General features: G+C 66.2%; 19 protein-coding genes and 1 pseudogene. 11 read left to right on the top strand and 9 right to left on the bottom strand.

What is annotated here, in order from left to right; translation table 11 throughout:
* Positions 1-30: 30 nt before the first annotated feature.
* The 5 genes from KF833_08685 to KF833_08665 all read right to left on the bottom strand — a co-directional run bounded on the left by KF833_08685 (position 31) and on the right by KF833_08665 (position 4,675).
* Positions 31-1,134: an ABC transporter ATP-binding protein gene (locus KF833_08685; protein MBX3745374.1), complete on the bottom strand. Its 1,104-nt coding sequence runs from the start codon at positions 1,132-1,134 to the stop codon at positions 31-33.
* Positions 1,131-2,051 (bottom strand): sulfate ABC transporter permease subunit CysW, encoded by a 921-nt coding sequence (cysW, locus tag KF833_08680; GenBank protein ID MBX3745373.1) that lies wholly within the window; start codon positions 2,049-2,051, stop codon positions 1,131-1,133. Before cysW ends, KF833_08685 begins: the two co-directional genes overlap by 4 nt.
* A 19-nt stretch (positions 2,052-2,070) precedes the next feature.
* Positions 2,071-2,895, bottom strand: a complete 825-nt coding sequence (cysT, locus tag KF833_08675) for a sulfate ABC transporter permease subunit CysT (protein MBX3745372.1) — start codon at positions 2,893-2,895, stop codon at positions 2,071-2,073.
* 30 nt (positions 2,896-2,925) lie between these two features.
* The gene (locus KF833_08670) at positions 2,926-4,149 is read right to left on the bottom strand and encodes a glucosyl-3-phosphoglycerate synthase (protein MBX3745371.1); all 1,224 of its coding nucleotides are present in this window, start codon (positions 4,147-4,149) and stop codon (positions 2,926-2,928) included.
* Between the two features lie 67 nt (positions 4,150-4,216).
* The gene (locus tag KF833_08665; protein ID MBX3745370.1) at positions 4,217-4,675 is read right to left on the bottom strand and encodes an Rrf2 family transcriptional regulator; all 459 of its coding nucleotides are present in this window, start codon (positions 4,673-4,675) and stop codon (positions 4,217-4,219) included.
* Positions 4,676-5,032: 357 nt separating this feature from the next.
* Between KF833_08665 and KF833_08660 the strand changes: the two genes are divergently transcribed.
* Positions 5,033-6,253 carry an HlyD family efflux transporter periplasmic adaptor subunit gene (locus KF833_08660; GenBank protein ID MBX3745369.1) on the top strand — a complete coding sequence of 407 codons (1,221 nt, stop codon included), beginning with the start codon at positions 5,033-5,035 and terminating at the stop codon, positions 6,251-6,253.
* Positions 6,254-6,257: 4 nt separating this feature from the next.
* On the opposite strand, the gene KF833_08655 is transcribed toward KF833_08660, so the two are convergent.
* Both KF833_08655 and KF833_08650 read right to left on the bottom strand, forming a co-directional pair.
* Positions 6,258-7,400: a Gfo/Idh/MocA family oxidoreductase gene (locus KF833_08655; protein ID MBX3745368.1), complete on the bottom strand. Its 1,143-nt coding sequence runs from the start codon at positions 7,398-7,400 to the stop codon at positions 6,258-6,260.
* Between the two features lie 26 nt (positions 7,401-7,426).
* On the bottom strand, positions 7,427-9,526 hold the full coding sequence (locus KF833_08650) for a GH32 C-terminal domain-containing protein (protein ID MBX3745367.1): 2,100 nt from the start codon (positions 9,524-9,526) through the stop codon (positions 7,427-7,429).
* Positions 9,527-9,906: 380 nt separating this feature from the next.
* Here KF833_08650 and KF833_08645 point away from each other — a divergent pair, with 380 nt between their 5' ends.
* Entirely contained in the window at positions 9,907-10,623 is a 717-nt protein-coding gene (locus KF833_08645; GenBank protein ID MBX3745366.1) for a YggS family pyridoxal phosphate-dependent enzyme, read from the top strand.
* On the opposite strand, the gene KF833_08640 is transcribed toward KF833_08645, so the two are convergent.
* Positions 10,594-11,034 (bottom strand): GreA/GreB family elongation factor, encoded by a 441-nt coding sequence (locus tag KF833_08640; protein ID MBX3745365.1) that lies wholly within the window; start codon positions 11,032-11,034, stop codon positions 10,594-10,596. The two genes, KF833_08645 and KF833_08640, sit on opposite strands and share 30 nt — an antisense overlap.
* Before the next feature lie 341 nt (positions 11,035-11,375).
* Between KF833_08640 and KF833_08635 the strand changes: the two genes are divergently transcribed.
* Complete coding sequence (locus KF833_08635) at positions 11,376-12,686, top strand: PQQ-binding-like beta-propeller repeat protein (protein MBX3745364.1); 1,311 nt, start codon at positions 11,376-11,378, stop codon at positions 12,684-12,686.
* A 111-nt stretch (positions 12,687-12,797) separates the two neighbouring features.
* On the opposite strand, the gene KF833_08630 is transcribed toward KF833_08635, so the two are convergent.
* On the bottom strand, positions 12,798-14,351 hold the full coding sequence (locus KF833_08630) for a UbiD family decarboxylase (GenBank protein ID MBX3745363.1): 1,554 nt from the start codon (positions 14,349-14,351) through the stop codon (positions 12,798-12,800).
* Between the two features lie 162 nt (positions 14,352-14,513).
* Here KF833_08630 and KF833_08625 point away from each other — a divergent pair, with 162 nt between their 5' ends.
* From KF833_08625 to KF833_08590, 8 genes and pseudogenes are all read left to right on the top strand, one after another.
* On the top strand, positions 14,514-15,494 hold the full coding sequence (locus KF833_08625) for a transposase (protein ID MBX3745362.1): 981 nt from the start codon (positions 14,514-14,516) through the stop codon (positions 15,492-15,494).
* Between the two features lie 129 nt (positions 15,495-15,623).
* Positions 15,624-16,190 (top strand): universal stress protein, encoded by a 567-nt coding sequence (locus tag KF833_08620; protein ID MBX3745361.1) that lies wholly within the window; start codon positions 15,624-15,626, stop codon positions 16,188-16,190.
* Between the two features lie 302 nt (positions 16,191-16,492).
* The gene (gene uvrA, locus KF833_08615) at positions 16,493-19,444 is read left to right on the top strand and encodes an excinuclease ABC subunit UvrA (protein ID MBX3745360.1); all 2,952 of its coding nucleotides are present in this window, start codon (positions 16,493-16,495) and stop codon (positions 19,442-19,444) included.
* Positions 19,444-22,092 (top strand): tetratricopeptide repeat protein, encoded by a 2,649-nt coding sequence (locus KF833_08610; protein MBX3745359.1) that lies wholly within the window; start codon positions 19,444-19,446, stop codon positions 22,090-22,092. Before uvrA ends, KF833_08610 begins: the two co-directional genes overlap by 1 nt.
* Positions 22,093-22,342: 250 nt before the next feature.
* Positions 22,343-22,690 carry an iron-sulfur cluster assembly accessory protein gene (locus KF833_08605; GenBank protein ID MBX3745358.1) on the top strand — a complete coding sequence of 116 codons (348 nt, stop codon included), beginning with the start codon at positions 22,343-22,345 and terminating at the stop codon, positions 22,688-22,690.
* Positions 22,691-22,713: 23 nt separating this feature from the next.
* Positions 22,714-24,009 carry a PQQ-binding-like beta-propeller repeat protein gene (locus KF833_08600; GenBank protein ID MBX3745357.1) on the top strand — a complete coding sequence of 432 codons (1,296 nt, stop codon included), beginning with the start codon at positions 22,714-22,716 and terminating at the stop codon, positions 24,007-24,009.
* Positions 24,010-24,027: 18 nt separating this feature from the next.
* Positions 24,028-24,819 (top strand): annotated as a pseudogene (locus KF833_08595) (NYN domain-containing protein).
* A 311-nt stretch (positions 24,820-25,130) separates the two neighbouring features.
* The gene (locus KF833_08590) at positions 25,131-26,471 is read left to right on the top strand and encodes a DUF1080 domain-containing protein (protein ID MBX3745356.1); all 1,341 of its coding nucleotides are present in this window, start codon (positions 25,131-25,133) and stop codon (positions 26,469-26,471) included.
* Positions 26,472-26,473: the final 2 nt, after the last annotated feature.

The following is a 26,473-nucleotide window of genomic DNA, read 5'->3' as shown; positions in this document are numbered from 1 at the left end:
CAACCGATCCCGGTTCGCCAGCGTTGCGGTTCAGATGTTCTCGGCGATGTGGATCGGCCCCTCGGCCGGGGCGGGCCATTCGGCACCGAGCGGCGCATCGTCCCGAGCCAGAACCCGGTAGCTCTTGATCTGCAACGAGACTTCGCAGTCGTCGGTCAAGCCGAGTTGGGCGTGCTCCTCCTTGGTCATGCGAGCCCGCACGATCAATCCGGAAGGCAGCTCGAATTCGACCCGCAACAGGATGCCCAGGAAGTAGGTGTGGCGGAGCGTCGCGCGGTGGGGGTAGTGCCGTACGTTTCGGGACACGGCCACAGCGTAGGGCCGGAATCCGATGCGCACCTGGGCGCCATTGGCGGCGTTGGGGACAGGGAACGCCAGTTCCCCGGCCCGTGCCTGACCGTCATGCACCACGCAATCGAGCACATTCATCACGCCGATGAACCGCGCTACGAACTCATTGGCGGGCTGCTCGTACACCTCGCGCGGCGAGCCGATCTGCTCCATCCGACCCCGCGAAAAGATGACGATCCGGTTGCTCACCTCCATCGCCTCCTCCTGATCATGGGTGACGAAGACCGTGGTGACGTTGAGTTCGTGGTGGAGGCGCACCAGCCATTCCCGCAATTCCTGCCGGATCTTGGCGTCCACCGCGCCGAACGGCTCATCGAGCAACAGCACCCCAGGCTTCGGAGCCAGGGCCCGGGCGATGGCCACCCGTTGCCGTTGCCCGCCCGAAAGCTGGTGGGGATAGCGCTTCCGAAGCCCGTTCAGATCGAACAGCTCCATCAACTCGCCAATCCGCTCCTCGATCTGGGCCTGACGCCACTTCTTGATCCGCAGACCAAACGCGATGTTGTCGAAGACCGACATGGTCTTGAACAAGGCGTAGTTCTGGAACACGAACCCGATGTTCCGTCGCTGCACCGGCAGATCGTTCACCCGCCGTCCCCGGATGAGGATGTCTCCCGATGTCGGCAATTCGAGCCCCGCAATCATGCGCAGCACCGTCGTCTTGCCTCCACCGCTCGGACCCAGCAGCGCCACCAGTTCGCCCTCCCCAACCGTGAAGGTCACGTCGTCCACGGCGACCACGTCGCCGAACCGCTTCGAGATCCGTTTCAGTTCGATGCTCATGACGACTCCGCCGTCGGCAGTTCCTCGGAGGCGGCCACCCGTTGAGCCTCCGCGAACTGCGCCTCCTGCTTCCATTCGAGGTAGCTCTTGATCGCCAGGGTGATCAGCGCGAGCACCGCCAGAAGACTCGCCACGGCAAACGCACCCACCGCGTTGTACTCGTGGTACAGCTTCTCCACCCGCAAGGGCATGGTGTCGGTCTGGCCCGTGATGTGTCCCGACACCACCGACACCGCCCCGAACTCGCCCATCGCCCGGGCATTGCAAAGGATGATCCCGTACAGCAACCCCCACTTCACCGACGGCAACGTCACCCGCCAGAAGGTCTGCCACCCGCTCGCCCCCAGGGTCATGGCGGCCTGCTCCTGCTCCGTCCCGGTGGCCTGCATCACCGGAATCAACTCCCGCGCCACGAAGGGAAAGGTGATGAACAGCGTGGCCAGCACGATCCCCGGCACCGCGAAGACGATCTGGATGTCCCGCTCCATCAGCCATTCCCCGAAAATCCCCTGCAGCCCGAACAGCACGACAAAGATCAGCCCCGCCACCACCGGTGACACCGAAAACGGCAGGTCGATCAGTGTGGTCAGGAACGCCTTGCCCCGAAATTCGAACTTGGCCACGCACCACGCCGCCGCCACCCCGAACACCACGTTCATCGGCACGCAAATTCCCGCCACCAACAACGTCAATCGCACCGCCGCCAGGGTGTCCGGATGTCGCAGCGCCTCGAAATAGACCCCCAGCCCCTTGCCGAACGCCTGTGCAAACACGTTCACCAGCGGCAACAGCAGAAACAGCGCCAGGAACAACCCCGCCACCCCGATCAACGCCCACTTCACCAGGGGCGTCTCCTCCGCGCCCCGCGCCGACTTGCTCGCCGATTCGATGCGGCGCCGTTGAATGTGCCCTGCCATGACTGGGTGTCGTTTCGGTTCAGGATTGGTACCGGCTGGCCCAACGCTCGAGCAAGTTGATGATCGTCAGTGCCGCAAACGACGCCAGCAGCATCACCACGGCAATGGCCATCGCCGCCGGGTAGTCGTACTCCTCCAGCCGGATCACGATCAGCAGCGGCGCAATCTCCGACTCGTACGGCTTGTTGCCGGCAATGAAGATCACCGACCCGTACTCCCCAATCGCCCGGGCGAACGCCAGCGCAAACCCGGTCAGCAACGCCGGCAGCAGCGTCGGCGCAATCACCTGGAAAAAGGTCCGCAGCCGCCCCGCCCCCAGCGTCGCCGCAGCCTCCTCCGTCTCCCGTTCCAGATCCTCCAGCACCGGCTGCAACGTCCGCACCACGAACGGCAATCCCACAAACGTCAGAGCAATCACCACCCCCAGCCTCGTGTACGCCCCTTCGATCCCCATTGGCACCAGGTGACGTCCCAGCCATCCGTTGGCCGCAAACAGGCTCGCCAGCGTGAGACCCGCCACCGCCGTGGGCAGCGCGAACGGAAAATCCACCAGTGCATCCAGCAGCTTCTTTCCCGGGAAATGATACCGCACCAGCACCCATGCCGTGATGGTGCCGAACACCGCGTTGATCGACGCCGCCACAAACGACGCCCCGAACGTCAGGCGGTAGGCCGCCATCGCCCGCGGGTGCATCGCCACCTCCCAGAACTGCCCCCACGTCATCTCCCCCACCTTGAAAAACAACCCCCCCAGCGGGATCAGCACGATCAGGCTCAGGTAAAACAACGTGTACCCCAGCGTCAGCCCAAATCCGGGCAGCGTTCTGTATCGTGTGCGGGCCATTCTGTGCAGGACTGTCACCCTCCCTCTCGCCTAACCGACCCCTCCTACGCCCGGCGCAGGACCTGTCTGGGACTCGAACGCATTCACCAGTTCCGGCAGCACCCCCTCCAGAGCCCCCTCGATCCGCCGCCACTCCGGGATCATCGGCGACCCGAACAGGTGGTCCTGGTACTCCGAAAACGCCCGGTCCAGCGCCCCGGCGAACGCCTCGATCAATCCCAGCTCGTGGTGCCGGTCGAACTTCGCCAGGTGGTTCATCTCCGCGTAGGCCTCGTAGGTCCGCACATACGATCGAGCATTCGCCAGGTAGGTGTGCTTGAGCGTCCGCAGAAAATCGAGGGTCAGAATCGATCCCCCCGCCGACAGGCGGGTGAAAAACGTCCGGCCAATGTCCGAGGCCATCTTCTGCAACCCCGACCCCGGCCCGTCCCCGATGTCCTGGTGCTTGTGATCGTACCGACGCGTGATCTCCACCTGGCAGATCCGGTGCGGACGTGTCACCCGGTACATCTCCGCCAACACCCCCACCTCGATCCCCCAGTCGCACGGGAACAGCAGATCCGTGGCGATGCTCGTAAAGGTGGCGAACTCCCCGGAAAGCGGATACCGGAAGTCGGACATGTACTCGAGGAAGTCCAGCTTCCCCAGGATGTCCTTCAGCGCCTTGACGAACGGAAAGTAGAACAACCGCCCAACCCGCCCGTGCAGCCGGTCCGAGTACCGCGCATAAAACCCCTTCGCGAACTGGTACCGCAGCCGCACCACCGGATACAGCAGCCGCAGCAGGAAACCCCGGTCGTAGGTCAGGATGTCCGCGTCGTGAAACGCCAGCACCGATACCTCCCCCTTTCCCAACGCATACCCCAGCGCCGTCCAAACCGCCCGACCCTTGCCCCGCGTCCCTAACGGCACCGTCTGGTCGATCCGCTCCAGCACCGCCTGCACCTCCGGTGCGTCGTTCCACAACAGCACCCCCACCGACCCCAGGGGCCGGATGATCTCACGCGCCCGCTCAAACTCGTCCCGCGTGCTCCGATCCAGGCTGATGTACACCCTCGACACAAACGCCATCCCCGCCAGCTCCCGGATAATGTTCTCCATCGCCGCCGACGAGAAGTCGCTGAACAAAGCCGGAATGATCACCCCAATCGGTGCCCGACGCGCCGACCGCACGATGCTCCGCTCCAGGCGCCCCAGATCCTCCTCCCCCAGCAGGGTGAAGGTCGGCACCACGTTCTGTAAGAAATCCGCCATCGTTCGCTGTCCCGCATTCCAACCGCCCCAATCCCACGCCCGGCCACACCCGGTCCCATCCCACCGCTCAGATCGTGTAATCCAGCACCGTCGCCGCCCGCCCCAATTGGGCCTCTTCCTCCAGCAAATCCGCCAGCGTGATCTCATCCAGAATCTGGGCCGTCGCATCCCGCACCCGCTTCATCACCGCCCGGACCACGCAGGTCTTCTCGTCCAGACAATCCCGGCACGGCACGTACGCCGTCTGGCTTACGCACGGGATCGGGGCCAACGGCCCGTCAATCAGCCGGATCACCCGGCCCAGCCCGATCGATCGCGGTGGACGATTCAAGGTGTATCCCCCGCCCTTCCCCGGCCGGCTGTGCAGAATCCCCGTCCCCTTCAACTCTAACAAGATCGCCTCCAGAAACTTGCGTGGCAGATGCTCCCGCTCCGCAATCTCGCGGATCAACACCGGAACCCCTTCCCCGCGACGCCCCAGGTACAGGAGTGCCCGAATCCCGTACTTGGCCTTTTGTGACAACATCGTCCGCAAAATCTACCGAGATCCGGAGGATTCAGGGGAGCAAAATTTTTGGCCTAACTGATCCAAGGACCAAAAACAATTAGACAGGCGCCATATTACTGACAGCGCCAAGTCAACAATTAGTCAGGCAGACTATTAGACAGGCAAAATCTTGATGACGCCTGCCAACAATAGGCCTGGCATAATAAAACTGACGCCCCGCGTCAGTCTGTTCCCCCGCTCCCCTCCAACAACTCCAACTGGACAAATAGTGGAAGATTCGGGTCCCGGTCCCGGTGTTGTGTCCATGGGAACTTCTGGACGCCGGGTGCAGCCCCCGTTACGACAGCCCGCGTCGCTGGCGACCCGCTCCCGCCCATGTCCCCCAACGCGCCGTCCTCAAAACCTGCCGCACGACGTCCCCACACCCGCCCCCGTCGATGGATTCCCTACGCTCTCGGAGGACTTCTGATCGCCCTGCTGATCGCCGGCTTCCGGCCGCGCCCAGTGCCGGTCGAGACGGGCATCGTGGACCGTGGCCCACTCCGCACGGTCGTGCAGGAGGAAGGGCGTACCCGGATCCGCGAACGTTTCCGGGTCTCCGCCCCGGTCGCCGGACAACTCCGCCGCTTGCCGCTCAAGGAGGGCGCGGAAGTGGTGGCCCAAACCACGGTCATCGCGATCATTGATCCCATTCGCCCGCCGCCGCTCGACGCCCGATCCCGTTCCTTGGCGGTCGCACGGCGCGATGCGATTGCCGCCCAGGTCGAAAAAGCCCGCACCGCCCTCCGGTTCGCGGCGGGCGACCGGGAGCGCTTCGAACGACTGTTCCGGGAAGGCTCCGTCTCCGCCCAGGAACTCGAGTCTTTCCAGTGGCGCGAGGCGGCCGCCGCCCAGGAGCTCGCCGCCGCCGAAAGCGCCCTTCGGGAGGCTGAAGCCGAACTTGCGGACCACTATCCCACCGACGCGGGCAACGCCCCCGACGGATCGCGTCCGGTCGAACTCCTCGCCCCTACGTCAGGCCGGATCCTGCGCGTCTTCGAGGAGAACGCCCGCGTCGTCACGCCTGGTGTTCCGATCCTCGAGCTTGGCGATCCCGCCGACCTGGAAGTGGTCATCGAAGTCCTCTCCCGTGACGGCGCGGCCATCGCCCCCGGGACCCCGGTCGAACTGACGCATTGGGGCGGCCCCCAACCGCTTCAGGCCAGGGTCCGGCACGTTGAACCTGCCGCCTTCACCAAGGTTTCCGCCCTCGGCGTCGAGGAACAGCGCGTGAACGTCGTGGCCAACCTTGTCACCCCGCCCGCACAGCGCCCGGGGCTCGGGGACCAGTTCCGTGTCGAGGCCCACATCGTGACATGGTCCGCCATGGACACCCTGCGGGCCCCCTCGGGCGCGCTCTTCCGGCAGGGAACGAACTGGGCGGCCTATGGAATTATCGACGGCCGGGCCCGGCTTCGGACCGTCCGGGCGGGACACGCCAGCCCGGAAGCCACCCAGATCCTCGATGGACTCGATGAAGGGGACACGGTCATCCTCTATCCCGGCGACCGTATCACCGACGGCATCCGCGTCCGCCCGCTGAGCCTCGCACCGTAGCCGCTCACTTGACCTGCTTGACCTTCGTCCAGCTTCGCGTCCGGGCGGAGGCCAGCACGGCATCGACGACGTAATCCGAAGCCAGACCGTCCTTGAAGTCGGGTTTGGCGGGCTTCCCGGTTTCGAGGCCCTTGAGGAAGTCGGCAACCTGGTGGACGAAGCTGTGCTCGTAGCCGATCTGCAGCCCGGGCACCCACCAATGCTTCATGTAGGGCTGGTCGCCGTCACTCACATGGATGCTCCGCCAGCCGCGCACGACACCGGGGTCCCGGTGATCGAAATAGTCGAGCCGGTGCAGGTCGTGCAGATCCCACTTGATCGAGGCGTGCTCGCCGTTGATCTCGAAGGTGTACAACGCCTTGTGGCCACGGGCGTACCGGGTGGACTCGAACAGCCCGAGCGACCCGTTCTGGAAATGGCAGAGGAACGCGCAGGCGTCATCGATGCCGACCTTCTCGACCTTTCCGGTGAGGTTGTGTTTGCGCTCCTTGATGAAGGTCTCGGTCATGGCGGTAACGTCCTTGATCCCGCCGTTGAGCCACATGGCAGTGTCGATGCAATGGGCCAGCAGATCGCCGGTCACCCCCGAGCCCGCCGCCTTCACGTCCAGACGCCACAGCGCCGCCCCGCCCTGCGGCAAGTCCGCGCTGATGGTCCAGTCCTGGAGGAAGTTCGCCCGGTAATGGAAGATCTTCCCCAGCCGTCCCTCGTCGATGAGTTGCTTGGCCAGCACCACCGCCGGACAACGGCGGTAGTTGTACCAGACCATGTTTGGCACCTTCGCCTTGGTCACCGCCTCGACCATCTTCTCCGCCTCCTTCGCATTCAGGCCGAGCGGCTTCTCGCAGAGGATCATCTTGCCGGCCTTGGCCGCCGCGATCGCCATCTCGGCGTGCAGGTTGTTCGGCACCGCGATGTCCACCACATCGATGTCGTCCCGCTTGATCAGCTTCTTCCAGTCGGTCTCCACCGAGGCGTAACCCCAGCGCTTCGCGAAATCCTTCACCTTCGCCTCGTCCCGGGCGCAGGCCGCCTGCAACACCGGCTGGTATTCCAGATCGAAGAAGTTCGAGACCTTGCGGTAGGCGTTGGAGTGCGCGCGGCCCATGAAGCCGTAGCCGATGATGCCGATGCGAAGCGGTTTCATATGAGTTGTTTCTGGAAGCCCGGACGCTAGTGAACCCGCCCGCCGCCTCCAAGGTTTTCGTGGGTGGAAGGCGTGGACCCCGACCAGATCGATCCGAGGGGCTGTATCTCCAAGCGCTGCACCCGCACACGATTCCCCTCGGCGGACAACTCGATCCGACGGCCGGTCGCCGCGGGAAACATCAGGCTGCTGAAGACCACTTCGCCGTCGTGGGCGAACACCTCGACGGACGACGTATCGATGAGCAGTTGAAGCCCGAGACGCCCGTCCCGGCTTCGCCAGGGCGCCTCTGCCACCCCGGCGAAGCGTGCGTGAAAATCCACCCGGCCCGAACGGGTTCGGTCCAGACGCAGGCGCCCCCCGGCTGCGTCATAGGCCACCACGACTTCCTCGCCGTCCACCCCAAGGATGCGCACGGCGCAGGTGTCGGTCTCACCGAGTCCGCGCCATTCGAGGCGCACGTCCAGGAGTTCACCCGCATCGCCCCCGGCGGCCAGCCAGGCGTTGGCCGCGGCGACCGAGGAACGGCCGAGACGGCGACCCGGCTGGCGCAGGGATTCCAGTTCCCGCACCGGACGCTGGACGAGTCGGAGCCCGTCGGGGATGCGCCGAAGGGTGATGGAGCGGGGAACCGTCATGGCACTGCGCCATGGCGAGGTCGGAACGTCCTGGGCGTATTCCCAGTTGCTCATCCATCCGAGCCACAACCGGCGGCCATCCCGGGCCGGAACATCCGACCATGATACCGCGGCGTAGAAATCGGGTCCCCAGTCGGCCCAGAGCGCCGGCGTCACGGCCGGCCGGGCCGGGGCGTCGGCAAGGACCAGGTGATCGACATTGATGTGGCCCCATCCGCCGGATTCGCGATCAACGATCTCAAGGACGGCACGCCGGCCACGAAGCTCGCGGACGTTCCAGGATTTCCAGTCCAGGCGTTCCGCGGCGTCGCCGGTGGCAGTGCGGACAACCTGACCGTCGACCAGGAGGTTGAGGCAGGTGCGACCCGGATGAGCACCGCCGCCGATGAGGAAATTGAGGTGATCGCGGTCGATCTCGAATTCCGGCGAGGTGAGCGTGCCTTGGGGCCCGTCGCCGCCCCGGAACGTGTTGACCAGACCTTCCCCCCGATGGCCGGTAACCGGCTGCTGGCCCGGAAACGCGCCCCTCGCGGGGCCAGAACCGAAGGCGTCCCCGGTCGCCGTCCAGGCCCCGTAGTCGGAACCCTCGAAATCCGCGAGCAGGCGTCCCTCAGGGGCGACCGCGGGTTGGAACGGGGGAAGGGAATCGGGATCAAGCGTGAACCGGGTGCCGTCGAAGGAACCCACAAAGTACTGGCAACCCGAACCGCCGGCCGGGGCGCCGGAGCCGACATTGACAATCAGAACCCAGCGGGAGCGGTCACGTCCGCGTCCGTTCTCGACAGGCAGCGGGAACAGGTCCGGGCATTCCCAGATGCCGGCCACCGAGCCGGCGGGACCGAAGTCGCTCATGTGCGTCCATGCCTTGAGGTTTGGGGAGGCGTAGAAACTGATCTTTCGATCGACCGGGAGGGCGACCGCCATGATCCATCGCGACGTGGGTTCGTGCCAGAAGACCTTCGGATCTCGGAAGTCCGCCAGGCCAAGGTCGAGCACCGGATTGCCGGCGTACTTCGTCCATGTGCGGCCCCGGTCGGTCGAGTAGGCGATCTGTTGATCCTGGAGCGGGCGAGTCGTGTGGTGGCCGGTGTAGATGGCGACCAGCGGAGGCTGGGTGGCCGTCCCGAAGCCGCTGGTGTTGTGCCAGTCCACCACGGCACTCCCGGAGAAGATCATCACCCCGTCCTCCTCGGCGAGGGCGAGGGGCAGATGTTCCCAGCGGACCAGGTCGCGACTCACCGCATGGCCCCAGCTCATGTGACCCCAGCGGTCGCCGAAGGGGTTGTACTGGTAGAAGAGGTGGTACTCGCCGTCGTACACCACCATCCCGTTCGGGTCATTCATCCAGTTCCTTTCCGGCGTGAAATGGAACTGGGGCCGCCACGGCTCCCCATAGAGCGGAACCGCGGGGAGTGCTGGTCTGGCGAGCAGGGTGCCCGTGAGAGTGAGCGGGACGACGAAGGCGTGGGCGGAAAACCGGGTTCGCATGGCTCGGGCTGGGCGGGAGGATGGAGCGGGCGTGTGGGAACGGCTCGCGGCCCCGAGGATCAAACGCCGCCCACTCGCGAGGGTCAACGCCTATACCGAAGCTTTCTCTATAAAGCGCCAGTATAAATATAATTGACCTAATTGCTCAAATAATGCGCCCGGCAGAGTTACTTGACGAACTATTGCAGTATGCCTGGCCCATTATTAAGTAAGTATTGTTGACCGCCAAGGCGCTGGATCGCCTGCCGCCGCCAATGAGTTTCAGGGGGTGGGGGGGGCTGGCACGTCCAGTCAATAACGGTACCCTGCTGTAGATACGCACGGTTGGGGCGGGCGGATTCGCGATTCCGCCGTGGCGCCCGGTTTCGTAACCTGCGCCGGTGGATCTGGCTGAGAATCTGGCTGGGATACGGGAGAGGATCGAAGCGGCGTGCGCACGGGTGGGACGCGATCCAGCAACCGTCGAGTTGCTGGCCGTGAGCAAGAATCATCCGCCCGCCTCGGTGACGGCCCTGGCAGCATTGGGAGTAGGCCTGTTCGGGGAGAACCGTGTTCAGGAGGCACGCTTGAAGATTCCCCGCTGCCCGGGTCGCCTCCGCTGGCACATGATCGGACATCTGCAATCGAACAAGGTCCGGGACGCGGTATCGCTGTTCGAGATGATCCAGAGTGTGGACAGCCTGGAACTCGCCCGCGATCTGCAACGCCGTGCCGAGGCGGCGGCACGCACTGTCCGGGTTCTGATCGAAGTGAACGTGGCCCGCGAATCCACCAAGTTTGGCTACGCTCCAGCGCGGCTGATCGAGGAACTGCCGGAGTTGAACGCGCTGCGGCGTCTGGAGATCCACGGGCTCATGTGCATGGCACCCTACGCCACCCGGGCGGAGACGGTCCGCCCCGTGTTTCGCCGGTGCCGGGAACTCGCCCAGGAGGCCGCTCAGATGCTGGGCGCACCGCTGTCCGTGCTTAGCATGGGCATGAGCGGCGACTTCGAGGTGGCCATCGAGGAGGGGTCCACCCTGGTGCGAATCGGCACGGCCCTGTTTGGGGAACGACCGCCCCGCGATTCATCGGAGGGACGGGATGGGGAAGGGTGACGGCGGCGGGGCGGCGGGCGCCGCATCCTTGGTGACAATGCGGTGAATGCGATACCGGGCCATGCCCGCCGGCACCGGCCATTCGAACTCCGCGCCAGCGCGATAACCAATCATGCCCATCCCGAGGGGGGCGAGCATCGAGATGCGGCCCCGGGCGGGATCCGCCTCGGCGGGGAGCACCACGGTGTAGGTGTCGATTTCGCCGTCCGTCAGGTCCTCGACCTCCACCGTGGAATGCAGCGAAACCACATCGTCCGGCACTTGATCATCGGCAACGATCCGGGCGCGATCGAGTTCGGCGCGAAGCCAGTCGATGCTGGCGGCATCGACTCCCTTGGGCGGGCTGCTGACAAGGACGCGAAGGTGATGGGCATCGGTTTCCGACACGACGATTTGAGGATTGTTGCTCATGGCAGAATGGGGCGTTTGGGAATGGGATAACGGGGTTTCGGGTGGTCCGGATCCTCGCGCCTTCGAGCACCGATGATCGGCGCAGTGGCTGGAGGAAGGGGCCAGGGCCTGCCGGGGTCAGCGGCGGGTCCTGCCCCCAGACGGGCGACAGGCCGCCAAGCGGCTGGAGAGAGAACTCAAAGAGGCATCCCTTCCCGAAGCGGGCGCTTCGGGAAATCCAGCTCGGCTGGAGTGCCTCACGAGGAACATCGGTGACATTGGTAGCAAACGGACGGCGTACGGCAACCGCAGAGTGGGCAAAAATCGTCGCCCCATCCCCGCCGGTCGCCCTAACGTGTCGCATGCATCGTGCCGCCCGCCTCGCCGTTGTCGCCTTGGGATCCTCTCTCGTCGCCGTGTCCGCCGCGCCCCACTGGCCGCAGTTCCGGGGCCCGGAAGGGGATGGGATCGCCCGGGGAACGCGTCCGCCGATCCAGTGGGACGAGCAGCACAATGTGCGCTGGGCGACATCGATTCACGGGAAGGGTTGGGCTTCACCCGTGATCTGGGGCGACACCATCTGGCTGGCAACCGCGACGGAGGACGGACGGGAATTGTCCGTGGTGTCCGTCGATGCCTCGTCGGGGGCGATCCGGCTCGATCGGAAACTGTTCACGGTCGAGGAGCCGCAGTTCTGCCATCGCTTCAATAGCTATGCCTCGCCCACCCCGGTGGTGGAGGAGGGGCGCCTCTACATCACCTTCGGTTCGCCGGGAACCGCCAGTCTAGACACCGTGACCGGGCGGGTGCGCTGGGAACGCCGGGACTTCGTCTGCAATCACTTCCGGGGGGCCGGGTCATCGCCGATCCTGTACGGGGATCTCCTCCTGATGCATTTCGACGGGAGCGACGCCCAGTTCGTGGTGGCACTGGACAAGCACACGGGCGAGACGGTGTGGCGCGTGGAGCGGTCCATCGACTTCAAGGATCTCCTCCCGAACGGGGAACCCGAAGCCGAGGGGGACTTCCGAAAAGCCTATGCAACCCCCCACGTGGCGCGGATCGATGGGGTCCCGACGCTGATCAGCCAGGGAGCCAAGGCGATTTATGCCTACCTGCCAGAGACCGGGACCGAGTTGTGGCGGGTGGAGGAGCGGCTGAATCATTCCGCCAGCACCCGCCCGCTCTACGCAGCCGGCCGGATCTTCGTCACCACCGGCTTTTCGCAAGGACAGGTGCTGGCACTGCGGCCGGGCCGGGCCGGGGAGGTGATCGACGCCAACGTTGCAGCACTCCAGGGCTCCCAACTCGCGGTCCAGTGGAGCACCCGGCGGGGCGCCCCGAAAAAGCCGTCCCTGCTGCTGCACGAGGGTTTGCTGTTCGGGATCGAGGATGGCGGCGTGGCAACGTGCTGGGATGCGGCCACCGGCGAGGTGCTCTGGAACGAACGGATCGGAGGCAATCATTCGGCCTCGCCGATCCTGGCCGACGGGCGGATCTACTTCCTCAACGAAGAGGGGAAGACCACTGTGGTGTCGGCCGGCCGGACGTTTCGCAAACTGGCGGACAACGAGCTCGGGGACGGCTTTATGGCGTCACCCGCGGCAATCGGCGACGCGCTGGTGCTGCGTTCGCGCACCATGCTCTATCGCGTCGAGGAGACCGGACGTTGATCCGGACGAACGGACAGCCCCCACCCGCGATGTCCGGAAGGACGAGTTCCGCACATCCTCAAGACGTTGCGTCATCTCCCTTTCGACCTCATGAGCGGCGGTTCTGGGAGATCACTCTTCCGACGGCCTGTCGAATAGCGTCCGCACACGATCCAGGATGGCAGGATCCATGCGGATCAGCGGCGGCCAGGCGCGTCGGAAGCCTTCACCCGGGAGCTTCCGGGTGGCGTCGATGCCGAGCTTGGTGCCGATGGCAACGTCCGGCGTGGCATGATCAAGGACGTCCGCGGGCCCGCGGGTAAACAGGCAGTCCCGTTGCGGATCGGTGTTGGCGCAGAGGCGGAAGAGGACCTCGCTGGTGTTGTGGACATCGACATCGTCGTCCACCACGACGAGGTACTTCGAGAACATCATCTGCCCCATGCCCCAGAGCCCGTGCATGATCTTGTAGGCCTGCATGGGGTAGGTCTTGCGGATGCTGACGAAGACCAGGTTGTGGAAGACGCCCTCGGCGGGGAGCGCAATGTCAACGATCTCCGGAAAGTTCATCCTGAACACCGGAAGGAACAGCTTCACCGAGGCGCCGCCGATGTAAAAGTCCTCCATCGGCGGTTGGCCCACGATGGTGGCCGGATACACGGCATTCTTGCGATGCGTGATGGCCGTGACGTGGAAGACCGGGTACGGATCGGGGAGGGTGTAGAACCCGGTATGATCGCCGAAGGGGCCCTCCTCCCGAAGAGGTTCCCGTGGGTCCACGTAGCCTTCGATGACGAAATCGGCGTTGGCGGGAACGAGGAGGTCATTGGTCTCGCACTTGACTAGCGAGACGGACTTCTTTCGCAGGTAGCCGGCGAGAAGGAATTCATCGAGTCCGTCGGGAAGCGGGGCGGTGGCCGCAAAGGGGAACATCGGATCCCCACCGAGAAACACGGCGACAGGCATGCGGGTGCCGGTCTCGTAGTACCGGCGTCCGTGGCGCGCGCCAACCTTCTGCAACTGCCAGTGCATCCCGGTGGTGCGGTCATCGTAGACTTGAATCCGATACATGCCGACGTTGCGGTCCCCGGTGTCGGGATCCTGGGTCACCACGCATGGCAGCGTGACGAAGCGACCGCCGTCGAGTGGCCAGCACCGGAGAATCGGAAGGTTCAGCAAGGTGGGAACCGGACCTGACGGAACGGCGAGCCCATTGGAGTTGGCCAGAATGTCTGGGGCTGGGGGCCACGGGGTGGTGCGGGTTTCGGCGGGATCGAAGCGGTGAATGACCTCTTTGCATGGACCGTCGCGGATCACCTTGGGGCGGGCGTGACGCAATTCAATGGCGGTACCAAGGAGTCGCATGGCATCACGGATCGAGGTGGGGGGCTTGGCCTTGACGAGCGTGCCCAACTCGTCGGCAACTTCATCGACCGAGGCGGCGCCCATGCTGAGGGCCATGCGGCGCCACGAACCGAGGGTGTTGATGGCAACGGGAAAGGGGCTTCGTTCGCCGTTGACGGTGGGGTTCTCAAAGAGCAGCGCCTGGCCACCACCTGACTTCTTCATCTCCCGGTCGGCAAGCGCGGTGATTTCCAGTTCGGTGGCCACCGGCTCCGGTATCCGCCTCAATTCACCGGCTTGGTCGAGGTGTTGAACCCAGTCGCGGAACGAATCGAACGCCATGCCGCAGACTAGCAGCGGAGCTGTAGTGGGTCACGCCTCCTACAAATCGCCTGTCATAATGATATTGATCCGCCGCAAGCGGGCTGGTTACCGTCCCTCCCCGTCATCCAGTTCAACTGCATGGCACGCGTTCCCAATTCACAGCCCTCCCGCCTTCTCCCCATGAGAATCCCTCGCATCAAAGCCGATCCCTCCCTCCCTGCAGTCTATCACTGCATGTCCCGCGTCGCCGGCCGCCTCCCTCTCCTCGACGACTCCGCCAAGCACAAACTTCTCAACATCCTCCATCACCTCGCCCGCTTCTGCGACATCGACGTCATCACCTTCTGCATGATGTCCAACCACTTCCATCTCCTCATCCGCGTCCCCCCCAAACCCCTTCCCGACTCCATCCCGGACGACGTCATCCTCGCCAAACTCGAGGACTTCTACGGCCCCAAGGCCACCCTTCCCTCCCTCGCCCGCGCCGCCCTCAACAAGGGCCAACCCATCCCAGACGACATCCGCCAGGCCGTCCTCTCCCGCATCGCCGATCTCTCCATCTTCCTCCAGGAGTTCAAGCAACGCTTCTCCCGCTGGTACAACCGCCGTCACGACCGCACCGGCTACCTCTGGGGCGAACGTTTCCGCAGTGTCCTGGTGGAGGACTGTCCCAGCACCCTCCGCGCCATCGCCGCCTATATCGACCTCAACCCCGTCCGCGCAGGCCTGGTAAACGATCCCAAGGACTACCGCTTCTGCGGCTACGCCGCCGCCCTCACCGGCGACAAGGTCATCCGTCGCGGAATCATGGGCTTTTTGGGGACCTCCGACTGGAGCGCCGCGTCAGCAGAATATCGCCTGGCGCTTTACGTGATTGGTGGGACGTCGGGGCGCAGCGACAAGCGGGTGCTGGACCCGGAGGCGATCCGGGCGGAACTGGCGCGGGGCGGTCAACTACCGCTGGGTCAGATCCTGCGGTTGCGGATCCGGCACATGACCGATGGAGTGTTTCTTGGGTCGAAGGAGTTCGTGGACCAGATGTGGGAGCGGCACCGGGACAAGTTCGGCCAGCGGCGCAAGAGCGGCGCGCGGACCATTCGGGGCGCCCCCATCCCGGGGCTGACCGTGCTGAGGGATCTCCGCGTTGACGCGGTGGGATAAAGGGCGGCTTCAGGGCATCCCAGGATTGGCCCGCTATGCATCGGGACCACAGGACGCCCGGCGGATTTTGCATTGCACCCCCACCCCACCCCAAACACAGTGACATCCACCCTCCAACCCGCACGCGCCATGAAAATCAAACCGACGAAGTCAGGCAATGTGGTGGTGGAACTCGGTCAAAACGACGATCCCCTCCTCGAAAAAGCCGGCCAATCCCCCGAACTGGGGAGTATTCGCCGAATCCTGGTTCCGGTGGACTTCTCCACTCACTCCCGCAAGGCGGTGGCCTATGCCACCGCGTTTGCCCGCCAGTTCAGCGCGAGTCTCACGTTCCTCCACGTAATCCAAGTCAATTACGCCTACGGTGAGTTCGGCGCCATCGACTTCACCTCCCTCGAACGTGAAATGCGCGGCGGGGCCGAGAAAGAGCTGTCCGCACAGGTCGCCACGGCCACCTCCACTGGATTGTCCGCCGAGAGCCTCGTCCGCGAGGGAAGCCCCGCCAAGGTGATCGCCGATGTCGCCCGCGAACTTGGCGCCGACCTCGTCGTCATTTCAACCCACGGCTACACCGGGCTCAAACATGTCATCATGGGGAGCATTGCCGAACAGGTCGTCCGCTACACCCCATGTCCCGTCCTCGTCGTTCGCCGCGAGGAATCCGGACTCGACACCGCCGTTGCCCCGGCAGTCTGAATCCTCAGCGCCACCTTCGCCTTCGCCACGAAGCACGAAGCCGGCACGCACTGAACTGAGGCTTGCAAGGGCTCGCCGCGGCCATCGGGTTGCTCCCTGAATTGCCCCTTGCCGCCTGTCCGGGCGGACGGTCCTCTTTAGAGCCTGGGGCAGGAGGCAGACGGGGACGCAGCAGCATGAAGGGCCACCCCCTATTCACCAATCAACCTTGGCGACCTGCCATCGGCACGTTGCGTCGCCGTGGACACCGTCGATCTCCCTCCGTAGGATGACGGGTCATTCGAGTCGCGAAATTCCGGACTATGGCCCAGGACGTCATTCGCATCGGCGGCGCGCGCGAGCACAACCTGAAGAACATCTCGCTCACCCTGCCGCGCAATCGCCTGGTTGTCTTCACAGGGCTCAGCGGTTCGGGCAAGTCCTCCCTCGCCTTCGACACCATCTTTGCCGAAGGCCAGCGCAAGTACGTCGAGTCCCTCTCCGCCTATGCCCGCCAATTCCTGGACCAGTTGCGCCGGCCCGAGGTGGACTTCATCGAAGGCCTCTCCCCAGCTATCGCCATCGAGCAGCGCACCTCCGCCTCCAATCCCCGCTCGACCATCGCCACCACCACCGAAATCTTCGACTACCTGCGACTTCTCTTCGCCAATGCCGCCCAACCCCACTGTCCCGACAGCGGCGAACCGATTCGCCGCCAGACCACCAGCGACCTGATCGACCTGCTCCTCGCCTTCCCGCCGCGTACCCGTGTCATCCTTCTCGCCCCCATCGTCCGCGGAGAGAAGGGCGAATTCCGCGATGTCCTCGAACGTCTCGCCCGCGAGGGGTTCGTCCGGGTTCGTCTCGATGGCACCCTTCACGAACTGGCGGATCCGCAGCGCCCACCCCTCGATCCCCGCAAGCCGCATACCATCGATGTCGTGGTGGATCGCCTCGTCGTGGACGATCGCATCCGGGGTCGCCTCACCGACTCCGTCGAGACGTCCCTCCGATGGGGGGAAGGCGTGCTGGTGGTCCTCCATCAACCGCCCGCCTCGCCCGCGCCGGAAGTGTGGCAGGAATTGCGCCTCTCCAACCGCCATTACAGCCCTGCCACCGGGCGCAGCTTCGATGCCCTCACGCCGAAGCACTTCTCGTTCAACTCCCCCCACGGCGCCTGCCCTGTCTGCCAAGGTCTCGGACAGAAGCTCGTCTTCGATCCCGCCCTGGTGGTGCCTGACCCCGCCAAGTCCCTCGCCGACGGCGCCATCCTGCCCTGGCGCCGCGGCCCCAAACGCCTCCTCGCCTATTACGAAACCCTACTCCGTGGCGTCGCCACCCACACCGGCCAGTCCCCCGACACCCCTTGGAACGACCTCCCCGATTCCGTCCGCCACTGCCTCCTTCATGGCTCGGGCGACGCCGAGATCGAGTTCCCCTTCATCCGTGGCAACGCCCCCGCCCCCGCCCGCCGCCCCTTCGAGGGTGTCCTCCCCCACCTGGACCGCCTCTACCGCGAAAGCGACAGTGAACTGACCCGCAACCGCCTCAAGGCCTTCATGGCCCCCACCGATTGCGACGCCTGCCACGGCCTGCGCCTCAATCCCTCCGTCCTCGCTGCCACCCTCGGCACCCGCGAACTCGCCTCCCGATTCATTCCTTCCAATACCCCCCCGACCCCGGTCCCAGGGCTGTCCATCATGGACGTCTGCCGGCTCTCGGTGGACAACGCCTGGCAGCTCTTCGCCGAACTCGACTTCCCCCCCGCCCAGCGCGCCGTGGTGGGCGATGTCCTTTCCGAAATCCGCTCCCGCCTCGGCTTCCTCCGTCAGGTTGGCCTCGGCTACCTCACTCTCGACCGCGAGAGCGGCACCCTCAGCGGCGGCGAAGCCCAGCGCATCCGCCTCGCCACCCAGATCGGCGCCGGCCTCGTCGGTGTCCTCTACATCCTCGACGAACCCAGCATAGGCCTCCACCAACGCGACAACGACCGCCTCCTCGAAACCCTCCTCCGCCTCCGCGACCTCGGAAATTCCGTCCTCGTCGTCGAGCACGATGAGGACACCATCCGCAGGGCCGATTACCTGGTCGACCTCGGCCCCGGCGCCGGAGTCCATGGCGGCCAGGTTGTCGCCGCCGGCACCCTCGACCAGGTGCTCGCCTGCCGCGATTCCCTCACCGCCCGCTACCTCACCGGCGAACTCTCGGTCCCCGTCCCCCGCCGTCGCATGGCCCCCTCCCCCGACCGCGGCTGGATCGAGATCCTCGGCGCCACCGCCAACAACCTCGCCGGCATCGACGCCCGCATCCCCCTCGGCACCCTCACTTGCGTCACCGGCGTCAGCGGCTCCGGCAAGAGCACCCTCGTGGACGACATCCTTCGCCGCGCCCTCTTCCGCCTCTGGTACCGCTCCCGCGAACGCCCGGGCGGACACCGCGAAATCCGTGGCGCCGAGCGCCTCGACAAGCTCGTCGTCATCGACCAGTCCCCCATCGGACGCACCCCCCGCAGCAATCCCGCCACGTTCACCGGGATGTTCAACGAAATCCGCGAACTCTTCTCCCAGCTCCCCGCCGCCCGCGTCCGCGGCTACGGTCCGGGCCGCTTCAGCTTCAACGTGAAGGGCGGACGCTGCGAAGCCTGCGAGGGCGACGGCGTCATCCGCATCGACATGCACTTCCTGCCCCCCGTGTACGTCACCTGCGAGAAATGCGGCGGACGCCGCTACAACCGCGAGACCCTCGAAATCACCTACAAGGGCCTCAACGTCGCCGATGTCCTCGAACTCACCGTGGACGAAGCCTACACCTTCTTCCGGTCCATCCCCTCCCTCCACGCCGCCTGCCAGACCCTCGCCGATGTCGGCCTCGGATACCTCCGTCTCGGCCAGTCCGCCACCACCCTCTCCGGCGGCGAAGCCCAACGCCTCAAGCTCGCCTCCGAACTCAGCCGCAAGTACACCGGCCGAACCCTCTACCTCCTCGACGAACCCACCACCGGACTCCACTTTCACGACGTCGCCAAACTCCTCGAGGTCCTGTTCAAACTCCGCGACGCCGGCAATACCCTCGTCGTCATCGAACATAACCTCGACGTCATCAAGACCGCCGACTGGATCCTGGATCTCGGCCCCGAAGGAGGTTCCGGAGGAGGACGCCTCGTCGTCGAAGGCCCCCCCGAAACCATCGCCGCCTGCCCCCACAGCCATACCGGCGCCTACCTCGCCCGGCACCTCCCCCCCACGGACCCCTCCGCCACATCCCTCGCCCTGTAATGCCCCTCCTCCCCGCCCCAGCCCTTGCCTCCTTCCTGGCCCTGCTCGTCCTGGCGGCTTCCGCACCCGCGCCCGGCCAGACCCCCGGGCAGCAGATCGCCTTCGATGCCGCCATCCGCGCCCGCGAAGGCGGCTTCGCCGAAAAGGCCGCCAGCGACTTCGCCGAGTTCATCCGCCTCCACCCCGATTCCCCCCTCGCCCCCCACGCCTCCCTCATCGAGGCCCGAGCCCGTCTCGATATCGGCCAACCAGATGCCGCCATCGCGACCCTGACCCGTCACCTCGAACGTTGGGATTCCCTCAAGGACCAGGCCCTCCATCTCCTTGGCGAAGTCCAGCTCCACGGAAACCGCTTCCACGATGCCGCCCGCGCCTACCGCCGCCTGGTGACCGAAACCCCCGAGTCGCCCCTCCTCCTCCAGGCCGCCTTCGCCGAAGCCATGGCGACCTTCCGCGCCCGCGATTTCGAGCGCGCCATCTCCCTCCTCGATGATCCCAACGGCGCCTTCCGGCGCGCCGCCGAACGCCAGCCCGATGACGAGTCCTCCGTGCGCGGCACACTGCTCCTCGCCGAAGCCCAGATCCGAGCCGGCCTGCCCGCCACCGCCCGCCTCACCCTCGATCGCCTCGCCGATCGCCCCCTCACCCCCTCCCAGGCCTGGGACCGCGAGTGGATCGCCACCTCCCTCCTCCTCGCGCAACGCCAGACCGACGCCGCCCTCGTCGCCTCCTCCAACCTCCTCGCCCTCGCCCATACCGCCGCCTCCCGCGACCTTGCCGCCCGCAGCCATGCCATGCGCGCCGACGTCCTCCGCCAGGCGGGCCGCATGGCGGACGCCTTCGCCACCCTGACCAACAACCTCGCCAGCGACGCCCCCGCCGCCTGGCGGCGCGATGCCCTCCTTGCCGTCGCCGAACTCCCCCTCCTCCCGCCCCAGTTGGATCCCGCCATCCATCTCCTCTCGTCCCTCGCCTCCGGCCCGCCCCAGGACCTCACCGCCAGCGCCGCCCGGGTCGCCCTCGCCGAACTCCGCCTCCAGCAGCACTTCGGCCCACCGTCCCCGGCCTCCTCGAATGCCCTCCCCGAAGCCCGCTCCCTCCTCCAATTCGTCCTCACCAACGCCCCGTCCCCCGCTCTCGAAGGGCGCGCCTGGTTCAACCTCGGCTGGACCGAACTCGCCGCCGGACGCCCCAGCCCCGCCACCGATGCCTTCGCCCGCGCCGTCGCCCGGCTCGAAGGCTCGCCCCTTCAGGCCCTCGCGATCTTCAAGCTCGCAGACGGCCTCCAGCAGGCCGCCCAGCACGAACCCGCCCTCCAGCATTTCCTACGCCTCATCCGCGAGTTCGGCGGCCGCCCCCCCGTGCGCGGCGCCATCCTCGAACGCGCCCTCTACCAGGGCGCCCTCGCCGCCCTCGAAGCCGGCCAGCACGACATCGCCCACGATCTCGCCCAACGCGCCGTCGTCGAATTCCCCAATGGCGAGTTCCGCGACGATACCCGTGTCCTCTACGGTCAGACCCTCGCCCGCCTCGATTCCCCGGTCCGCGCCCGCACCCTCCTCCAGCGCCTCGGAGCCCAGTTCACCAACTCCCCGGCTCTCCCGGAAATCCAGCTCGCCGCCGCCCGGTCCCTCCTCCAGGACGGAAGCTGGTCCAATGCCCTCCACCAGCTCGACGACTGGACCCGCTCCTACCCCAACCATTCCGGGATGGCTCGCGCCGAATTCGAACGCGCCTGGGCCGCTTACAAGGCCGCCGACCACGCCCGCGCCCATTCCCTCTTCACCAACTTCCTCGCCCGCTTCCCCGACCACCCGTCCGCCCCCCAGGCCCAGGTCTGGGTCGGCGATCACCACTTCCGACAAGGCAACTTCGTCGCCGCCGAAGCCAGTTACCAGATCGTCTTCCAACGCACCAACTGGCCCGTCTCCCGCCTCACCCACGAGGCCCGCCTCATGGCCGGCCGCGCCGCCTTCGTCCGCCAGGGCTACCGGGATGCCAAGGACTACTTCCGCTGGCTCATCGAAAACGGGCCCCCCGCCGTCCCCAACTCCCTCATCCCCCCCGAACTCGTCGCCCAGGCCTGGTTCGCCTTCGGCGATTGCTTCATCGAGGAACCCGAAAGCGACTCCCGCCTCAGCGACGCCATGACGGCCTTCACCCGCCTCATTGAACAACTCCCCCATACCCGCGAAGCCCTCCTCGCCCGCGGCAAACTCGCCGATTGCCACCTCCAGTCCGCCTCCCTCGACCCGGCCCTCGCCCCCGCCGCCTACACCAACGCCGCCCTCCTTTACCTCGACGTCCTCCAGGCCCCGAACGCCCCCGTCTCCATCCGCAGCCAGGCCGAGGTCGGTCTCGGCCTGGTCCGCGAAAAACAGGCCGCACTCCTCGATCCCGCCCCGCGCCAGACCCGCATCGAGGAAGCCCTCGCCCATCACCTCAATGTCTTCCACTTCCGCAACCTCCGCCCCGGCGAACTCGCCTCCCCCTTCTGGGTCAATCGCGCCGGCCTCGAAGCCGCCCGCCTCGCAGAATCCCTCGGCCGACGCGACCAGGCCTCCCACGTCTACGAAACCCTCGCCCAAACCTTCCCCTCCTCCGCCACCGCCTTCCGCCAGCGCGCCGCCCAGTTGCGCGCGCCCTGACCCGCCTTCCCAGGGCCCATCCCCCCACCATGCATCCCGAAGTTGTGGGGAAAGGTGCGATTCTCGCGGAGCGTCGCCCCGGAGGGCCGGGTTCCACGAGGCCGCAGCGGAATGGTGCAACGGATGGAGGACTCGCGGAGCTCGTCCCTCCGATTCGCTGCCCCCCTCACCCGCAACTCCGGGATGCACCGTATCCCCCCTCCGGTTTGACCCTCCCATCCCTGCCTGCTAGCGTCCGACTCAATTGGTCATGAGCACAACCACCGCCGACACCATCGTCACCCTTACCGAATCCGCGGCCCGCGAGATCCAGTCCATGACCACCCGGGACCCCGCCCATGCCGGCAAACACCTCCGCGTCTTCGTCGAAGGCGGTGGCTGCTCCGGCCTCCAGTACGGCATGGTCTTCGATGAAGCCCGCGACGGCGACCGGCAATCCGAGTTCAATGGCGTCCGCGTCCTCGTGGACGAGTTCAGCGCCAGCTACCTCCAGGGCGCCGTGGTGGACTTCTCCGATGCCCTGACCGGCGGCGGCTTCAAGATCACCAACCCCAACGCCCGCCAGTCCTGCGGCTGTGGCAAGTCCTTCGAAGCCTGATCCCACACCCCATCCGTCCCCTCATGAAACGCTCCTCCTTCGCCCTCCCCGCCCTCGCCCTCGGCCTCGCCTGCCCCACCCTCCTCGCCGCCGATTGGCCCAATTACCGCGGCCCCAACCATGACGGCATCTCCACCGAGAAGCTCGTCGCCACCTCCTGGCCCGCGTCCGGCCCCCGCACCCTCTGGCGCGTCCCCACCCCCGACGGCTTCAGCTCCTTCACCGTCGCCAACGGCCGCGCCTTCACCCTCGTCAACCGCGAAATCGACGGCGTCACCCGCGAAACCGTCGTCGCCCTCGACGCCGCAACCGGCCAGGAACTCTGGGCCTTCCCCATGGCCGTCCCCGCCTACGGCCACGATGGCGGCAACGCCGGCACCCCCGACAACAGCGGCGGCGACGGCCCCCGCTCCACCCCAACCCTCGACGGCAACCGGGTTTACGCCCTCGATTCCCGCCTCCTCCTCGTCTGCCTCGACGTCGCCACCGGCGAACCCGTCTGGCGCAAGAACGTCCTCCGCGAATACGGCGGCCGCGTCATCACCTGGGGCGGTGCCGCCTCCCCCGTCATCGAGGGCCACCGCATCTTCGTCGCCACCGCCAGCTCCGAAGAGGGCCAGTCCATGATCGCCGTGGATAAGAACTCCGGCGAAACCCTGTGGAAGTCGGGCGATGACAAAATGACCCACGCCACCCCGGTCGTTGCCACCCTTCACGGACAACGCCAGGTCATCTTCTTCACCCAGGCCGGCCTCACCGCCCTCCATCCCGATACCGGCGCCATCCTCTGGCAGCAGGAACACCCCTTCCGCATCTCCACCGCCGCCTCTCCCATCGTCGTCGGCGACCTCGTCTATGCCTCGGCCGCCTATGAACGCGGCGCCGGGCTCTACCGCATCGGCCGCGATGGCAGCCGCTTCACGTCCACCACCGTCTGGATGAAGCCCAACGCCCTGATGAACCATTGGAGCACGCCGGTCCACCACGACGGCCACCTCTACGGCCTCTTCGGACACGCCAATTACGGCCGGAATCCCCTCCAATGCATCGAACTCGCCACCGGCGAAATCAAGTGGTCCCAGGATGGCTTCGGCCCCGGCAACGTCACCCTCGTTGACGGTCACCTCATCGTCCTCGGCGACGCCGGCCAGCTCGTCCTCGCCGAAGCCAGCCCGGCCGCCTACCGCGAAAAGGCCCGCGCCAACGTCGTCAGCGGCAAGTGCTGGACCACCCCCACCTACGCCGGTGGCCTCCTCTACGTCCGCAGCACCGTCGAGGGCGTCTGCCTCGACCTCCGCCCCCAGGTCGCCGCCCGCTAGGCGCCCGGCCCGCCGGCCATGAGCACCCTGTCCACCCACGCCACCATGGCGGTGTTCCTCGACCTCGAGAACATCGCCCTCGGCGTCCGCGACGCCCGCTACCCCAACTTCGACATCGAAAAGGTCATCGAACGCCTCCTCCTCAAGGGCCATATCGTCGTCAAAAAGGCCTACTGCGACTACGACCGCTATCGCGAATACAAACGCGGCCTCCATGAGGCCGCCTTCGAACTCATCGAAATCCCCCACCTCCGCCAGTCCGGCAAGAACTCCGCCGATATCCGCATGGTCGTGGACGCCCTCGACCTCTGCTACACCAAGGGTCACCTCGACACCTTCGTCATCATCAGCGGCGATTCGGATTTCTCCCCCCTGGTCAGCAAACTCCGCGAAAACGCCAAGAAGGTCGTCGGCGTCGGCGTCAAGAACTCCACCTCCGATCTCTTCCTCAAGAATTGCGACGAGTTCCTCTACTACGACGACCTCGTCCGCCCCAGCCCCATCAAGAAGACCATCCCCCGCCCCCCATCCGGACCCGCCAAGCCCACCGCCCGCACCGAATCCCCCAAACCCGAGCCGCGCTCCGAACCCAAACCGGAACCCCGGCCCGACACCCGGATCGACCCCAGGATCGACGCCAAAACCGACAGCAGGACCGAGGCCCCGGCCCGTTCCGAACCCGTCAAGGCCGAACCCAAACGCCTCGACCCCCTCCGCGCCCTCGACATGGTCGTCGAAACGCTCGAAGCCCTCACCGAGGAACGCGAAGAGGACGAACGCATCTGGGGCTCCATGATCAAGGATGCCATCAAGCGGCGTAACCCCGGCTTCAACGAACGCGCCTTCGGCTTCCGCACCTTCAGCGATCTCCTCATCGAAGCCGAAAACCGCGGCCTCCTCCGCCTCGAACCCGCCGACGACCGCTCCCGCGGCTACTCCGTCCGTACCGTCGATTCGGAACCCGTCCCCTCCCGGGCCGCTCCACCCCCCAAACCTTAGCCACGCCAGGCCGGCAGGCATTCGTCCGCCCGGTACCGATTCCGTCGGACGTGCTGTTTTGGCTCGCTGGACAGCCCCGGTTCCGGATGATCGCCCCCGTCAACCGTCATCGGCCCACCCTCATGCGACCTGCCTCCATTCCCCTGCTCCTTCGGCTTTTCACCGCCTCCGCCGCCCTGGCGCTCGCCCTTCCCACCCTCCACGCTGCCACCCCTCCACAGGGCTTCACCCCGCTCTTCAACGGGCGTGACCTCGGCGGCTGGTGGGGCCTCGGAACCGAGGACCCCGCCAAATGGCAGGCCCTCCCGCCCGATGACCTTGCCCGCAAGAAAGCAGCCAGCCTGCCCAACATCCAACGCCACTGGCGGGTCGAAGGCGACGAACTGGTCAACGACGGCGAAGGCCTCTACCTCACCACCGAAAAGGACTTCGGCGACTTCGAGCTGCTCCTCGAATACCGTACCGTCGCCGGCGCCGATTCCGGCATCTATCTCCGCGGCATTCCGCAGGTGCAGATCTGGGATTCCACCCAGGCCGGTGGCAAGTGGGGCGGGGATCTCGGGGCGGAATACGGTTCCGGCGGCCTCTGGAACAACTCCAAGGGCGCCCCGGGCAGGAACCCGCTGGTCGCCGCCGACCGGCCCTTCGGCCAGTGGAATCGCTTTCGCATCCGCATGATCGGCGAGCGCGTCTCCGTCCACCTCAACGACCAACTCGTCGTGGACCACGCCCGGCTCGAGAACTTCTTCAACCGCAGCCTCCCCGTCCCCGCCCGCGGCCCCCTCCAACTCCAGACCCACGGCGGCGAAATCCGCTGGCGCAACCTCTTCGTTCGCGAAATCCCCGCCGCCGAAGCCAATGCGATCCTCCGCCAGAAAGACCGCGCCGCCGGGTTCTTCCCCATTCTCTCCGCCGCCACCGGCACCCAGGGCTGGGGCGGCCCCATCGACGAGTACGAGTTCGTGGACGGCATGCTCCGCTGTCGCCCGGGCAAGGGCGGCACCGTCTATTATCAAGCCCAGGCATTCTCCGACTTCACCGTCCTCCTCGACTTCCTCCTCCCTCCCGGAGGCAACAACGGCCTCGCCCTCCGTTATCCGGGCCAGGGCGATACCGCCTACGTCGGCATGTGCGAACTTCAGGTGCTGGATGACACGGCCGAGAAATACGCCCGCCTCGACCCCCGCCAATACCATGGCTCCGCCTACGGCATGGTGGCCGCCCATCGCGGTCACCAACGCCCCGTCGGCGAATGGAACTATCAGCGCGTCTCCGTCCGCGGCAGCCGGATCGAGGTCGAACTCAACGGCACCCGCATCCTCAACGCCGACCTCGCCGCCGTCACCGAGTTCATGGGCACCCAGCCTTACCCCGGCAGAAATCGCACCGAGGGCTACTTCGGCTTCGCCGGCCATGGCGACCCCGTCGCCTTCCGGCAGGTCGAGGTCAAGCCCCTCCGCTGATT

It is taken from the genome of Verrucomicrobiia bacterium (assembly GCA_019634625.1).
In the GTDB taxonomy this organism is placed as follows: domain Bacteria; phylum Verrucomicrobiota; class Verrucomicrobiia; order Limisphaerales; family CAIMTB01; genus CAIMTB01.
This window is presented reverse-complemented; position numbering and strand designations above follow the sequence as displayed.